Genomic DNA, 13,749 nt, shown 5'->3' on the forward strand with positions numbered 1-13,749 from the left:
GTGTTGGGTCAGAGGACGGACGGAGTAGGATTGGCTTACTCATCGTCGGACTATCGGGCAATAACGGGGTCGCGATTAGCCGCGCGCTAGAGCATCTTAGCGCCGTGAATGAAGATGTGGATTACGGTATCAGCTCGCTAAAGATTTTCGATCCAAAACATTTCCCGAACGCAAACCAAATTGTGCTCGCCGGTTGGGATGTTCGCGGCGTCAATTCGGTGCTGTTACGGCCGGGGCTGGTAACACAGGGCCTATGGGGCGCTACCGATACCTCTCTCGGCGACGAAACAAGCGGAGTCGGATGGGAGAGCATTTCAACGGCAGCGAGTCACATCGCAGGTCAGATCCGAGAGTTCAAAGAGGCTCTTGCGGTAAATCAAGTGATTGTAATGAGTATGTCATCGCCTCCCAGGCGACTCAATCGCCCTATCGCGGAATGGACGGAGCCGGAGGTGCTATCCGCGACGCCGAATCAACTCCCTTCCGCCTTCGCTTACGCCCTTGGCGCGATACAAGCAAAGGCGTCCTTCATCGATTTCACGCCAAGTGAGACTCTCGAATGGAGTCCTCTCTGGAACATGGCACGAGACACAGGGACGCAGCTAGCCGGGAGAGATGGATCAACCGGGCAGACATTTTTGAAGTCACTCGTCGCATCCGCGCTCGAGATGAGAGGCCTGCACGTCGCTAGCTGGTACAGCACGAATATCTTGGGCAACCGTGATGGAGCCGTTCTTATGCTTCCCGGTGTAGATGCCACAAAACAGGCGGATAAGGCACACGCTGTGGAGAGCATAACGGGCATGCGGAAGGGCGAACATCTAATCGATATCCGCTATGTAGCCGAACTTGGCGACTATAAGGAATCTTGGGACAGCGTTGTCGCGCGGGACTTCCTAGGAAATTCAGTCGAATTGCGAATCAATTGGAAGGCCGAAGACTCGCCTCTTGCGGCTCAACTGGCACTTGACCTTGTGCGCATGTTGGCCTCGGGTGCCGGGTATCACCGTGGGCGCCGAGATGACCTCGCCATCTTCTTCAAGCATCCGATCGGCGGCGTAACACCGCGATCCCCTATGCAACACTTGAACGAGTTGATCAGTAGTAACGAATTCTTACTGCGCCCGGACACAACACGCGCCGACCTCACATGGTAATTGCTTCTGCGCGGCGAAGGGCGTCAGCATTGTCTACGTCGAACAAGCTGCGCACCATCTGTGCGCGCAACGCCCCAGGATGTTCTTTCACGATAGTCGACATCATCTCGGTATCCGTGGCGAACACCGCATCAGACTTCAGCAATAGGTCCGCAAAGCCCCGATTCATTAACCGTGCACCCGCGAACGCTACCGGACTGCGTGGTGATTTCTTCCCGTAATCAACAACACGATCTTCACTCAGATGCACGAAGATGGGAACCGGATCCTGATCGTCAACTGGTGAGATTGCTATGACACAGCTTTCAGCGTCCAGATTAGGCATCGCTTTCACGTTCTCAAAGAAGCTGGTGAGCTCGCCTCTTGGAGCTGCGAGATCGCATGTCGTTAGCGCGATCTTGTCGCCGCGAGCGGCAGCAAGCAGCCTTCTGACTCCTGGTCCGGTCCCATCACTGGGGGACTCGATCACCGAGACTGGAGACGTCGTTAACGTCCTAACCCTGCGAGGCGTATCCTCGTCACCGACTCTTACGAGGACGATTGTTTCCTGTGGGCGCAGGCGCTCAGTTTCTTTTAAGACGTAGTCGATCAGGTAGCCACTACCGACACGAGCCATGGCCTTGTTCCCACCCGACGGTCCGTACATGCGCGTACCGCGGCCGGCTGCCAAGATTGCGTGAGTTAGCATCCCGTCATGATAGTCATGCATGGGCACACAGTCCTCGAGGGGACGGCGGAGGCCCCATGCTCCACTGGGAAGCCAGAAGAAAATACCGTATACATCTGCGATCAGCTAACTGTGCCAGTGGTTCGCCGGGCTCTCGATGCCGGCGTATCAGGAATCATCACGAATGCCGGAGATTATGCATGCCACGCTGCAAACCTGCTTCGAAGTGCGAGGACGAATGGAAATTCTATCGTTTGGGTCAAGGGACTCGTCGTCCAACGTGCAACACGAGTCAAAATTGATGCGGACGGGATATGCTCGTTCGACTCGGACGCAATAGTCCACGCAACTATGGAAAGTCCGGAGAAGCAGAGCATCTTCCGGTACCAATCGGGCGCCACTTCGTGGAAACAGGTCTGCTTATGGCCGGAACGCCGATATAAGGTAGATGAGTTTTGTTTAGCACGATCCGGGCTAGAGATCTGCGCAGGGGAACTTTGTGAATCCAAGATTTCCGTGTCCCTCTGGCGTGAACGTGTTTGGTTCAGCAATCCCGCACCATCTAACACCGATCTTCTCGAGTTCGCCCTCAATCAGGATTCGTCTGTACCATACCTCGAGAGAATGTCGGAAGAGTATGCCAAGATTGTAGATATACTAAAGTCAGGGGAGTCTTCCTACGACATACCCACGATTTTTTTCTCGACATTGCTTCCTTTTCATAAGTCCTACGGCACTGTCATTCAAAATTCTCTTGCTTCACACCCTAATGGAAACCAAATTGCTGACGTCGCCCTAAGTAATGGAGTAGTTCGATGGCTCTATAGAACGCCGCAGTTTACGACCTCGCAAAAGTTAGCGGGCGACAAAAGATGGGATGGACTTCTTCCGCCAGAAACAATCTTCGACTACATATCAGATACAGAAAGTACCGTCTCGCGTTTCGCCCCTGAAGTAGAAGCCAGCAAGGTCCATTGGCTTTCTCTAATAGCCGTCGTTAAGGAATACAAGATGATTATCTCGAAGAACCTATACGCTAGGTATTTAACCTAAGCTATTGCCTTCAAGCGTCTGAGCCATCGATGTGCTCGATGTAGAGCTTGAGTCCGCCGCGTTCGCGGTTCCACCTAGTACGCCCTGGAGTGCGCGGTAGCGCGCTGATCGGTCATCCTCACGATCACGAGCAATCGGCGACTGCCCCTCCCCCGCCACGATGCGGGCGCGGGCCTTGGCGACCTGCTCGTCGGTTAGGTCGAGTTTTCGTCATCACAACCCCAGTCATTTCGCACGGGTGCGCCCCATACCGACGGTGGTCCTTGTGAGTGTTGCGCCTTGTACGTCGCCGACTGTCCGAGGGATCGGTGGGGCTCGCGGGTAGTGGGTCCGCGCACCGGTATCCTCCGCGTGTGAGTACCAAGACCGAGAACAATCGTCTCGTCCGATTCGTGGACAACCACGTCTCCGAGCCGATCGTCGCCGTCCTGTACGGGCTTTCGGCCATCTTCGTCGGCGTGTGCGGCCTGGTGGATGGGAGAGCGCGAATCGCGTTGATCGTCGTCGGCGTAGTAGCTCTGCTGCTTGCTATCACCTCAACGTTCATCAGGGAACGACTTCGCAAGCGGCGGGAAACCGCCGACGCCGAAGATCGCGCCACTTTGTCGCGTCGGCGCTACCAGATCCTCGACAAAGAGCTGAGCCCACTGCTTCAACTCCTCGCGGAGACGATGGCCACCTCGGACCCGGCCACGCGCAAGAGCCTTGCGGGGAGCCTGCGGCACTCGGTGGTCTCGGCCGCCGCCTCTCTGGTCGGCGAGAACGTCACGGAAGGCACTCGCGCGAATCTGTTCCGGCTGCATGAGGAGGGCGGAGTCCGCACGATGAAGCTAGAACCTTCCTGCTTCTCTGGACGCGGAGACAAGTCCCGCAGGGTGTTCGTTGACGGCGACGAGACGATGCACGAGACGATGCGGAACCAGTATCGGTTCGTGAAGTCGGAGGCCGACACGAGCTTGATGTATGGGACTTACCTCACCTATCCGGTGTCGTCCACCGATGTCAGGGTTCATGGCGTGCTGACCGTCGACTGTCTGCGCCCAGGCGATCTCAGCAAAGAAGACGACGTGCCCGCCATGCGAGTCCTGGCGGCCATAGCTGCCTGCGCTTATGAGTGTGAGGTGGATCCGATTCCCGGCGGAGCGTCGGACTGAACGACTAGCATGAGGGTCACAACCCCTGGAAAGGGAGAACCAAAATGTCCAAGGATTCGAAGAGGGAAGTCGTCGGGGACGCACGGATGAGGAGCGAGATCCAGATTCTCAAGTCCGGAAATTCGGATGAGTACTACTCGGATCTGCGCGAGAAGCGCAGGAAGATGCCGTTCGGGTTCGTTCCGTCGAAGAAGCCCAAGTAGGCTAACCGGGCTTAATCTGGGCGCCGTGGCAGAGCTGGCCACGGCGCCCGATCTGCATTTGCGGTGACGTTACGGGGTCTCGATCAACGACCGGACGCCACTGATGGAACTGAGCACGAAGTGCAGCCGTCCTTCGAGGTCGTCCAGAGCCTCACGGAGATCCTTGTACGAGGGTTTGTCAGTTCGCCAGTAGCCACCGGTCCGTCCCCTGGTGCTGACGATCCAGCCGTCTGCCATCGCCTCGTGGAGAACTGCCACGGTCGGGCCGGAAGAAAGCGGGTCTTCCGTTACGTCCAACTCTCGACCTTCGATAGCGGCGATCGACTCTCCAACAGCCGCGCTTTGCGGCCGTCTCGTCGTCCGAGTTCGCCAGCTCGACCCGCTCATCTACGGCATCGCGAAGACGATCGCGGAGCGGGGAGCTGACCTCGCGCGACGTGTCGTCGATCCGGACCAGCGCGTACACGGAGAACATCCCGTCATCGCTGACCGCTGCGTAGACATCCCCGGCAATGCCGAATCGGCCCGAGAGTTCGATTATCGATGTGCCAGGGATGGTCCCGAGCCTGGTCAACCTAGACGTGGCAGGGGGTGTGCATACCTCATGAACACATCGTCCCCGACCGCACTCCCCGAGCAAACCACGGGGGAGCAACTCGCAGGAATCCGTCACGTCCCCCTAACACCAGTTGAGACCGTATTTCACTCCCGATATCGGTGACACCCTGGTGACACCAAACTTCCGGAAGGTTCCGATAGATCCTGAGAGTTTGCGACAGGTTCTGACACCAATGGCGTCGCCAATACGGGCCATATACAGGGCATACGCTGGTCGTATATAAGACTCAGCACTTCTGCTCGATGTGCGGACCCAAGTTCTGCTCGATGCGGATCTCGCAGGACATCCGCGACTACGCCGCCGAGCACGGGATGGAGACCGTCGAGGCGATCGAGGCGGGAATGGCCGAGAAATCGGCGGAGTTCACCGGGCAGGGTGGACGCGTCTACCTGCCGATCAGCCAGCAGTGACCTGCTGACCCGCCGGCGGTGTCAGGCGTCCCGGCGAAGGGTGATCACCAGGCCCACGATCCACAGCGCCACGCAGACCGCGGCGAACCATGCGAACGCGGGCCACTCGCCCCACGTGATGAATCCGCGCACGGACTCGCCCTGCGTCCAGAAGTCGCCGTTGGCGAACGGCATCCACCCCGCGATGTCCTCGCCGACACGGGGGATCAGAGAGACCATGCCCTCCAGTGCGAGGGTCCACACGAGGAACAACGAGATGGTGCCGGCGGCGTTGCGCATGATGTACGCCAGACCCATCACGGCGATGGTGCCGAGCGCGGCGTAGACGGGGAACCGCGCCAGGTACCTCAGGCCGTCGCCGGAGAACGGGGTCCACGAGTCCTGGCCGGACAGCGCCCCGGCCACCAGCAGCGACAGGATCACCGCGACCACGGTCACGACCATGGACATCACGGTGAACAGCGCGGTCTTGGCGAGCACCGCGGGCCACCGCGACGGCACGGCCAGGAAGGTGGACTTGTTCGTGTTGTACCTGTACTCACCGGTCACGGCGACTATCGCCGCGATCCACGCGAGGATCACCGTGAACGCGCTGACCCCCAGGATCGCGAACAGGGGGTCGCTGCCGCCGCCGGGTGCGCCGACCATGGGGTCACCGGACGAGGACTGCTCGAACTGGCCGATGATCGCGGCCAGGCCCAGGGCGAGGACGATGCCGAGGCCGTACAGCCAGTACGCGCTCTTGGTGGTGGTGGCCTTGATCCACTCGGACTTCAGCAGGTTCATCGGGTGGTCTCCTGACCGTGGTACTCGACGTCCTGGTCGGTGAGCGCCATGAAGGCCTCCTCGAGCGACGCCCGCTTCTCGTGCAGTTCGTGGACGGTGATCCCCAGGCTCGCGGCGAGCTCGCCGACCTGTGGGGCCTGGAGGCCCTCCACGTGGAACACGCCGGACTCGCTGTCGAAGGTGGCGGTGAAGCCCTCCTCTCGCGCGGCGGCGGTGAACTGGTCGACGTGCGGGGTACGGAACACGACGGTGGACGTGGCGGCGGAGAGGAACTCCTCGACCGAGGTCTGGGCGCGCAACACCCCTCTACCGATGACGACGAGGTCCTGCGCCGTCTGTGCCATCTCCGACAGCAGGTGGCTCGAGACGAGCACCGTCCGCCCCTCGGCCGCGCGGGCGTGCATGAATCGGCGGATCCACAGGATGCCCTCGGGGTCCAGACCGTTGACGGGTTCGTCGAACAGCAGGACCTCGGGGTCGCCGAGCATGGCGGTCGCCAGCCCGAGCCGCTGTCGCATGCCCAGCGAGTAGCCGCCCACCTTGCGTCCGGCCACGTCGGACAGGCCGACCAGCGACAGGACCTCGTCCACGCGGGTGGCGGGCAGTCCGCCCGCGGCGGCGATCGACTTCAGGTGCGCGCCCGCGGACCGGTTGGCGTGGGTCCAGGACGCGTCGAGCAGGCACCCGACGGTGTGCGTCGGGTGCTCCAGCTCGCGGTAGCGCTGGCCGTTGACCAGCGCCTCTCCCGATGTGGGGGTGTCCAGGCCGACGATCATCCGCATGGTGGTGGACTTGCCGGCACCGTTGGGTCCAAGGAAACCGGTGACGACACCCGGGCGGACGGTGAAGCTCAGGTCGTCGACCGCCGTGGCGGCGCCGAAGCGCTTGGTGAGATTGCGTACTTCGATCATGACCCCCAGTGTGCCTGCCGAGGCGCCGCACGCGTGCTCCTCCTCCTCAGCGCCCGTACAGGTGGGGTAGGGCCTAGGCTCGTGTCATGGATGACTCACGCCCGGATCCCGGCCCCGACGTCCCGTCGATCCGCGCCTCGGATCACGAGCGTGAGGCGACGGCCCGGTTCCTGCAGGAGGCGTTCTCGGAGGGCCGGCTCACTCTCGCCGAGTTCGACGAGCGGAGCACCCGGGCGTACGCGGCGCTGTTCCAGTCCGATCTGGCCGAGCTGACCCGCGACCTGTCCCCCGCCCGCCGCGGTTTCGAGGTCAGTCCCGCCGCACACCACGACGCGGCGCCTGCGCACAGGGTCACCGGCGGCACCGGGCCGTCGACGTCACTGGCGATCATGGGGGGTTGCGAACGAAGGGGCGTCTGGACCCTCCCCGCCGACCACACCGCCGTGGCCGTCATGGGTGGTGTCGAGATCGACCTGCGCGAGGTCACCCTGCAGTCGCACGTGAGCACGATCCGGGCGTTCGCGGTCTGGGGCGGCATCGAGATCCTCGTCCCCGACGACATCGAACTCGTGGTGGAGGGCCTCGGTCTGATGGGCGGATTCGGCGAGGAGTCGGGCAGATGGAAATCGGACCCCCGGCCGGTGCGTCAGGCTCCTGCGGGCGCGCCGGTCGTGCGGGTCACCGGGCTCGCACTGATGGGCGGGGTCGGGATACGCCGGGTCCCACGGCCGGAGTAGCGGTACGCCGGTCAGTCCACCGGCGGGCTGGAGGCCTGCGCCCAGAACCTCTTGGGGATGCGCCCGGCCGCGCGGGCGGCATGGCCTGCGCGGACGGCGTCCCGCATCGCGGCGGCCATGAGCGGGGGGTTCTCGGCGCGGGTCACGGCGGTCGCCAGCAGCACGCCGTCACAGCCCAGCTCCATGGCCAGGGCGGCGTCGGAGGCGGTGCCGATCCCGGCGTCGCAGATCACCGGGACCCCGGCGCGCTCGACGATCATCGCGAGGTTGTGCGGGTTGCAGATGCCCAGTCCGGTGCCGATGGGTGCGCCCAGCGGCATGACGGCTGCGCAGCCCACGTCCTCGAGCCGGCGCGCGAGGACGGGGTCGTCGGTGGTGTAGGGCAGGACCACGAACCCGTCGTCGACCAGGTCCTCTGCGGCCTCCACCAACTCCAGCGCGTCGGGGAGCAGCGTGCGCTCGTCGGCGATCACCTCGAGCTTGACCCAGTTGGTCCCGAGCGCCTCGCGGGCGAGCCGCGCGGTCTTGACGGCCTCGGCGGCCCCGCGGCAGCCGGCGGTGTTGGGCAGCGGCCGGATTCCGAGCTCGCGGAGCAGCCCGAGCAGCCCGAGCCCGTCGGATCCCAGGCGTAGATCGACCTTGCGGATCGACACGGTGGTCAGGGCTGTCCCGGAGGCGATCAGCGCCTCCCGCAGGACCTCCTGGTTACCCGCGCCACCCGTACCCATGATCAGGCGCGAGCTCAGCTGCTCACCGGCGATGACCAGTGGCGAGTCCAAGACCTCGGCCGGCCCGGTGGCGTCAGCCACCCTGGACCGCCGTGAGGACGTCCACCTCCGCACCGGCACCCAGCGGGGTCTCGTCCCAGCCGGAGCAGGGGACGACCACGCCGTCGACGGCCACCGCCACGCCCTCCTCGGGCAGGTCGAGTCGGGTGACGAGCGCGCGGACGGTCGCGCCGTCGGCAAGCGTGTGGTCCTCTCCGTTCACGGTGACGATCATGGGGCCTCCTGCTTCACGGTCGTGACGTCCCGGTCGTGACGTATGCCTCCACCGTAGCCGTCGAGGTCCGGGGGCTCACCCGCGAGTGAAGCGGTCGACCGCGGCCGCGCGCGCCACCGCCGGGACGGGAACGGAGTGCAGCTCGGCCCAGACCGCGGCCACCGTGACCGGGGTGAGCGCGATGCCGTTGCGGCCGTGCCCGGTCGCGTGGATGAGGCGCGCGTCCGTGGGGTCGGCGCCGAGAAACGGCAGGTTGTCTGGAGACATCGGCCGCAGCCCGGCGATGGCCTCGGCCAGTTCGTACTCGCCCACCCCGGGGAAGACGGTCTCGGCGTCGGCGAGCAGGTCGCGCACCCCGGCCACGGTGACCTGCCGGTCGTCACCGTGTTCGTACTGGGTGGCGCCCACGACCAGGCCGCCCTCGCGCGGGACCAGGTACAGCGGCCGGCCACGCACGAACGCCCGCACGACCCCGCGGGGCGGGTCCTCGCAACCCGGGCGGGAGCGCAACCGGAGCACCTCGCCCTTGACCGGCCGTACGGGCAGTCCCGCCAGTTCTGCGGAGCCGGAGCCTGCGGCGAGGACGATGCGGTCGGCATCGACGTCGTCGAGCGAGGTCACGGCGTCCCGCACCCACGTCACCCCCTCGGCGCGGCAGGCGCGGGTCAGGGCGGCCAGCAGGACGCGGTTGTCGACGGCCCCCTCGGTGCCCATGCGATAAGCGGCCCGGGCGACCCGGGCCAGGGACGGTTCGGCCTCGCGGAGTTCGCGGCGGGTGACGCGGCGCAGGTCGGCCTCGGTGATCCCGGTGTCGGCCCCCGGGCCGGAGCCGGTGGCGTCCCGGGTGGGATCGGGCTGGCGGGCGGCCCAGTCCATGGCCATGTCGAGGTCACGGGCGTCGGCCTCGTCCACGGCGAGCATGTGCGTGTGCGCCGCGGTGCGCACGGGCGGACCGGGCGGGACGTGTGGTTCGAGTGCCCTGAGCATCTCCGGCCACCGGCGCAGCGAGTCCACGCCTAGCGCGAACACCGCCTCCTCCCCCGGCCAGGCCTCGCTGAAGGGGGCGAGCATGCCACCGGCCACCCATGCGGCACCGGAGGTGGGCACGCCGTCGGGGCCGGAGTCGTCGGGCTCGTAGACCACGACCTCCCCGGCCGAGCGGGTCCTGGCGATGGACCACGCGCAGGCCAGACCGATCACCGAACCGCCGACCACCGCCACGCGACGGGCGGCGGGACGGACGTCGGCGTCGGCGTCGGCGGGCGCGGTCATGGCGGCCAGCCTAACGGGGACATCGCCTACGGTTACGCACATGACAGCTCGCGCCGATCGACTCCGTGCCCGCCTCGCCGACTCCCGGCTCTACCTCTGCATCGACGCGCGCCGGCACCTCGACGAGCAGGCCCGGGATGAAGGATGGGCCGGCGACTTCCCGGCCCTGCGCAGGGACGCGACCGCCGCGCTGGCCGGCGGGGTGGACATCGTGCAGTTGCGCGACAAGAACTCCCCCGGCGAGCGCGGACTCGGCCCCCTCGAGGCCGGACACGAACTGCGGGCCCTGGCGGTGATGCGGAAGGTCTGCAACTCCCACGACGCGCTGCTGGCCGTCAACGACCGGGCCGACGTGGCGGTCGCATCGGGGGCGGACGTCCTGCACCTGGGCCAGGACGACCTGCCGCTCGACTGGGCCCGCCGCATCGTGGGCGACGACCTGGTGATCGGCCGCTCCTGCCACGCGGACGAGGAGGTCGACACGGCGGCCGCGGACCCGCGCGTGGACTACTTCTGCACCGGCCCGGTGTGGCCCACACCCACCAAGCCCGGTCGACACGCACCGGGACTGGACCTGGTGCGCCACGCGGCGGGTGGTGCGGCGGACAAACCCTGGTTCGCCATCGGCGGGATCGACCGGCAGAACCTTCCCGAGGTGCTGGACGCGGGCGCCGGACGGGTGGTGGTGGTGCGCGCGGTCACCGAGGCCGCCGACCCCACCGCCGCGGCACGCGAACTCCGCGCGCACCTGACGTGAGCCGGAGTCAGTCGGTGAGTTCCCTGATCAGGGTCCTGCGCAACACCTGACGGGGCTTGGCGTCGAGATCATCGCCTCCTCGTCGTCGCCCTCTCCGCCCCCAGGAGTCCGGCGCCAGGCCGGGCAGCACGGTGAGCGCCCTCCCCAGGCCCCCCGCGGGCCACTCCACGTGCGCGTGCTCGACCTTCACGGTGGCACGGCGGCCGCGCATCACCAGGGTCATCACCCCGTTGTCGAACCAGATCCCGTCGGTGACCTTCCACCGCACCTCCGGCTCCCGCACTCCCACCGCCTCGGCGAGCCGGCGGGTCAACGAGGGCACCGGTTCGCGCCTCGAGAGCAGATTGACCAGGCGAATCGACTTCTGTAGAGGATTGCGAAACGGGGACATGACCAGCTGGTGCACCCGGGTGGGTGAGCCGATCACGCGCGGCGAGGTGAGCTCGACCTCCTCCAGGTATGAGCAGTGGACGTCCCCGCCCAACATGAGGATCGACGCCGGCGCGGGCCGGCCCCTGCCCTCCGCCACCTCGGTGAGCAGCCCGACGAGGTCGTCGAAGCTGTTGCGGAACGCCGCCCAGTGCTCGAGATCCACGGTCAACCGGGCCCATTCCCCGGCCCGGGCGCTCAGTGGCTTGTCGGGGCGATCGCGGCTCACGGCCTCGTTCCACCCCTCGACGTGGTGCAGCGCCGGCAACATGAAGGCGGGCAACGACGAGCCAATCACTAGGTGGTCGACCTCACCGCCCAGGCACGCCTCGCGCGTCCACTCCCACTCCTCGGGATCCATCACGCGCCGGTCCTCCGGGTCCAGACGCCGGGAGGCCCGCACGTCGAGCATCACCACCCGCACCCGGCCGAAATCGCGCGTGAAGCTCCACTGCGCGGTCCGGCGGTCGGTGTCGGCGGACAGGGCGAACTCCCCCAGGATCCGCTCACGTTCGGCGTCGGAGTCGGCAGACCGCAATGCCCGGTACACCTCGTTGCCCTCCAGGTCCCGCGGCGCGAGATTGCCCAGGTGCTGGTAGACGAAGTAGCTGGCGAACGCACCCTCCACCCGGTCGCGCCACCACGGCTGGGCCGTCATCTCGCGGCGCCAGGCGAACGAGGAGTTCCAGTCGTCGCGCAGGTCGTGGTCGTCGAGGATCATGCAGCTGGGAACGGTCGAGAGCAGCCAGCGCACGTCCGGGTCGCGCCACGACTCGTGGTACAGCCAGGAGTACTCCTCGAAGTCGCAGATCTCGCCCGAGACGTCCCGGTCTCCCCCGTCACCGGCCGACGCGCACACCGCCCGCGGTCCGCCCCCGGCCCGGCGGCGGGCGGCCAGCCGCTCGGTGATCTGCCGGCTGGGGATGTCGGCGTACACCTGGTCCCCGAGCATCAGCATGGCGTCGGGCCATTCGTCGTGCGGGGTGTGCGCCATCTGGTGAGCGAGCGCCACCAGGGCGTCGGCCCCGATCCTGCGCAGCGCCACCGGGGTCTGGCTCTCGCCGCGGCGGCACGAACCGAACGACAACCGCACCGTGTCATCCGGTCGCGGGGTGCGGATGACGCTGGGGCGCCGCGGGTCCAGGGGCCAGGCGGGCGCGCCGTCGAGCGTCACCTCGTACGGGGTCTCCATGCCCGGTTGCAGGTCACGCAGGTGCAGTATCGCGAAGTGGTGGCCGTGGACGCCCCACGACTGCTCGGAGACCTCCTGCTCGCCGGCGCGGATCGTCACCCGACACGGGGAGGACACCTCGACCCACACCGTGGCGTCCGTGCTGTCGACGTACCGCAACATCGGACCGACCAGGATCTCGGGCGTCGAGGGGGGCTGATTCATTGCACCAGTGTGCACCCAGGCCGGGAGCAACGCGCGCCGGTCGTCGCCGGATCTACCCGAGAAGGGCGCGGGGCCCGACGACGACGACGTCCTCCGGCAGCCTGGCCCGCAGTCCCCGGTCGGCCGTCACGACGACCACCCGGCGGGTCCCGCCCGGTTCGGACGGGGCGGGTTCGTGCGGAGCCCGCTCGGCGAGCCCGGTGGACAGTTCGGTGGCCAGGTCCGCGATCGCGTCGTCTCCCGATCCGGGCGCCCGGTGGATGACGAACGGGCCGGAGTGCTCGGCCCCGCGCGCCGCACCCTCGATCACGGCGTGGGACCGGGCCACCCAGCCGAAGCCGTCCGTCAGCTCGATGGTCCGGGGCATGGTCGCGCTCAACTCCTCGAGCAGCCTGGTGGTGGCTCCGGCCCGGTCCCGCCACCACCCGTCCGGCCGCGAACCCAGCACGTTGGCCACATCGACCACCAACTCGACCGGCCGGGTGCGCAGGCCGTTGGCCCACGCGTGGGCGAACGCGGGCATCAGGGGCAGCTCGGCGACCCTGGACTCGGGCACCCAGCGCAGTTCGAGGCTCTCGTTGTTGGGAACGGTCTCCAGTGCCCGGGGCGCGTCGGCCACCACTGTCGTGTAGGTCCACTCCACCGAGTCGGGCGACTCCTGCACCAACGGGGGGATCGGCCGCCCACGATCACCGGGCGCGTCGGAGTGCTTCTGGTCGGGCCGCAACCGTCGCATCATCTCGGTCACGTGCCGCATGTCCAGGCCGGGCCGGTGCCACACCGTGCCGGGCATCCGTGAGGTCACACGCACGGCCCGCACCACCACGTCCGCGGGCCGGATCTCGGCCTCCTCCTGGGTCTCCCGGAGGGCCGCCTGGGGGGCGTCCTCGAAGGAGTCGCGGGCGCCACCGGGCAGCGCCCACGTGTCGCCGGCGGCGGTCCAGACCGCGCGGTGCTGCAGGAGGACCAGCGGGGTGTCGGGGTCGGCCGGGTCGGCCGCACGCAGGAGGAGACCCGCCGCACCGAAGCGGCCCCACCGCCGATCACCGCCGGCCGAGACCACCCAACCGTTGCCGTCACCCTCACTCGTGGCCACTGGTCCTCCACTCCACCGGACGCCTCACCGGACCCGAACCGCCCCGGATCGGGCGGAACTGCGTACTCCTCGACCAGTCTGCCCGACGCCGCCCCGCCAC

General features: G+C 66.6%; 15 protein-coding genes and 1 pseudogene. 7 read left to right on the forward strand and 9 right to left on the reverse strand.

All coding sequences use genetic code 11. The features are described from left to right. Window positions 1-104: 104 nt before the first annotated feature. Window positions 105-1,157: an inositol-3-phosphate synthase gene (locus NJE57_RS04540; RefSeq protein WP_319027213.1), complete on the forward strand. Its 1,053-nt coding sequence runs from the start codon at window positions 105-107 to the stop codon at window positions 1,155-1,157. Here NJE57_RS04540 and NJE57_RS04545 read toward each other — a convergent pair. After that, complete coding sequence (locus NJE57_RS04545) at window positions 1,147-1,845, reverse strand: NTP transferase domain-containing protein (protein ID WP_319027214.1); 699 nt, start codon at window positions 1,843-1,845, stop codon at window positions 1,147-1,149. The two genes, NJE57_RS04540 and NJE57_RS04545, sit on opposite strands and share 11 nt — an antisense overlap. Window positions 1,846-1,851: 6 nt before the next feature. Here NJE57_RS04545 and NJE57_RS04550 point away from each other — a divergent pair, with 6 nt between their 5' ends. From NJE57_RS04550 to NJE57_RS04560, 3 genes are all read left to right on the forward strand, one after another. Further along, window positions 1,852-2,877, forward strand: coding sequence for a hypothetical protein (locus NJE57_RS04550; protein WP_319027215.1), 1,026 nt, complete (start codon window positions 1,852-1,854; stop codon window positions 2,875-2,877). A gap of 353 nt (window positions 2,878-3,230) precedes the next feature. Continuing rightward, entirely contained in the window at window positions 3,231-4,031 is an 801-nt protein-coding gene (locus tag NJE57_RS04555) for a hypothetical protein (RefSeq protein WP_319027216.1), read from the forward strand. A 44-nt stretch (window positions 4,032-4,075) separates the two neighbouring features. Continuing rightward, window positions 4,076-4,234: a hypothetical protein gene (locus NJE57_RS04560; protein WP_319027217.1), complete on the forward strand. Its 159-nt coding sequence runs from the start codon at window positions 4,076-4,078 to the stop codon at window positions 4,232-4,234. Window positions 4,235-4,303: 69 nt separating this feature from the next. Here NJE57_RS04560 and NJE57_RS04565 read toward each other — a convergent pair whose 3' ends face one another. After that, window positions 4,304-4,492 (reverse strand): hypothetical protein, encoded by a 189-nt coding sequence (locus NJE57_RS04565; protein ID WP_319027218.1) that lies wholly within the window; start codon window positions 4,490-4,492, stop codon window positions 4,304-4,306. Window positions 4,493-5,074: 582 nt separating this feature from the next. Between NJE57_RS04565 and NJE57_RS04570 the strand changes: the two are divergent. Further along, window positions 5,075-5,263, forward strand: a pseudogene (locus tag NJE57_RS04570) (phosphomethylpyrimidine synthase); the annotation flags it as partial. A gap of 21 nt (window positions 5,264-5,284) precedes the next feature. Here the strand turns inward: NJE57_RS04570 and NJE57_RS04575 are convergent. Beyond that, a complete protein-coding gene (locus tag NJE57_RS04575) occupies window positions 5,285-6,049 on the reverse strand; it encodes an ABC transporter permease (RefSeq protein ID WP_319027219.1) in 765 nt (254 codons plus the stop codon). Then, entirely contained in the window at window positions 6,046-6,960 is a 915-nt protein-coding gene (locus NJE57_RS04580; protein ID WP_319027220.1) for an ATP-binding cassette domain-containing protein, read from the reverse strand. The genes NJE57_RS04575 and NJE57_RS04580 overlap by 4 nt, the downstream gene beginning before the upstream one ends. Window positions 6,961-7,046: 86 nt before the next feature. On the opposite strand from NJE57_RS04580, the gene NJE57_RS04585 reads away from it, so the two are divergent. Beyond that, on the forward strand, window positions 7,047-7,697 hold the full coding sequence (locus NJE57_RS04585; protein WP_319027221.1) for a DUF1707 domain-containing protein: 651 nt from the start codon (window positions 7,047-7,049) through the stop codon (window positions 7,695-7,697). 11 nt (window positions 7,698-7,708) lie between these two features. Here the strand turns inward: NJE57_RS04585 and NJE57_RS04590 are convergent, their stop codons facing one another. The 3 genes from NJE57_RS04590 to NJE57_RS04600 all read right to left on the reverse strand — a co-directional run bounded on the left by NJE57_RS04590 (window position 7,709) and on the right by NJE57_RS04600 (window position 9,971). Continuing rightward, entirely contained in the window at window positions 7,709-8,506 is a 798-nt protein-coding gene (locus NJE57_RS04590; protein WP_319027222.1) for a thiazole synthase, read from the reverse strand. Continuing rightward, window positions 8,499-8,699 carry a sulfur carrier protein ThiS gene (gene thiS / locus NJE57_RS04595; RefSeq protein WP_319027223.1) on the reverse strand — a complete coding sequence of 67 codons (201 nt, stop codon included), beginning with the start codon at window positions 8,697-8,699 and terminating at the stop codon, window positions 8,499-8,501. The genes NJE57_RS04590 and thiS overlap by 8 nt, the downstream gene beginning before the upstream one ends. Window positions 8,700-8,774: 75 nt before the next feature. Continuing rightward, on the reverse strand, window positions 8,775-9,971 hold the full coding sequence (locus NJE57_RS04600) for an FAD-dependent oxidoreductase (RefSeq protein ID WP_319027224.1): 1,197 nt from the start codon (window positions 9,969-9,971) through the stop codon (window positions 8,775-8,777). A 40-nt stretch (window positions 9,972-10,011) separates the two neighbouring features. Here NJE57_RS04600 and thiE point away from each other — a divergent pair, with 40 nt between their 5' ends. Further along, a complete protein-coding gene (gene thiE / locus NJE57_RS04605; RefSeq protein WP_319027225.1) occupies window positions 10,012-10,728 on the forward strand; it encodes a thiamine phosphate synthase in 717 nt (238 codons plus the stop codon). A gap of 7 nt (window positions 10,729-10,735) precedes the next feature. Here the strand turns inward: thiE and NJE57_RS04610 are convergent, their stop codons facing one another. Next, entirely contained in the window at window positions 10,736-12,553 is a 1,818-nt protein-coding gene (locus NJE57_RS04610) for an alkaline phosphatase D family protein (protein ID WP_319027226.1), read from the reverse strand. 52 nt (window positions 12,554-12,605) lie between these two features. Further along, window positions 12,606-13,649: an NUDIX domain-containing protein gene (locus tag NJE57_RS04615; protein WP_319027227.1), complete on the reverse strand. Its 1,044-nt coding sequence runs from the start codon at window positions 13,647-13,649 to the stop codon at window positions 12,606-12,608. Window positions 13,650-13,749: the final 100 nt, after the last annotated feature.

It is taken from the genome of Dietzia sp. PP-33 (assembly GCF_033790845.1).
Taxonomy (GTDB): Bacteria; Actinomycetota; Actinomycetes; order Mycobacteriales; family Mycobacteriaceae; genus Dietzia.

What these genes read in the sequence shown, in the direction of transcription:
- NJE57_RS04545 (WP_319027214.1), bottom strand. Translation starts at nt 1,845, where the DNA reads ATGCTAACTCACGCAATCTTGGCAGCCGGCCGCGGTACGCGCATGTAC.
- NJE57_RS04550 (WP_319027215.1), top strand. Translation starts at nt 1,852, where the DNA reads ATGATAGTCATGCATGGGCACACAGTCCTCGAGGGGACGGCGGAGGCC.
- NJE57_RS04560 (WP_319027217.1), top strand. Translation starts at nt 4,076, where the DNA reads ATGTCCAAGGATTCGAAGAGGGAAGTCGTCGGGGACGCACGGATGAGG.
- NJE57_RS04575 (WP_319027219.1), bottom strand. Translation starts at nt 6,049, where the DNA reads ATGAACCTGCTGAAGTCCGAGTGGATCAAGGCCACCACCACCAAGAGC.
- NJE57_RS04580 (WP_319027220.1), bottom strand. Translation starts at nt 6,960, where the DNA reads ATGATCGAAGTACGCAATCTCACCAAGCGCTTCGGCGCCGCCACGGCG.
- NJE57_RS04585 (WP_319027221.1), top strand. Translation starts at nt 7,047, where the DNA reads ATGGATGACTCACGCCCGGATCCCGGCCCCGACGTCCCGTCGATCCGC.
- thiS (WP_319027223.1), bottom strand. Translation starts at nt 8,699, where the DNA reads ATGATCGTCACCGTGAACGGAGAGGACCACACGCTTGCCGACGGCGCG.
- NJE57_RS04600 (WP_319027224.1), bottom strand. Translation starts at nt 9,971, where the DNA reads ATGACCGCGCCCGCCGACGCCGACGCCGACGTCCGTCCCGCCGCCCGT.
- thiE (WP_319027225.1), top strand. Translation starts at nt 10,012, where the DNA reads ATGACAGCTCGCGCCGATCGACTCCGTGCCCGCCTCGCCGACTCCCGG.
- NJE57_RS04610 (WP_319027226.1), bottom strand. Translation starts at nt 12,553, where the DNA reads ATGAATCAGCCCCCCTCGACGCCCGAGATCCTGGTCGGTCCGATGTTG.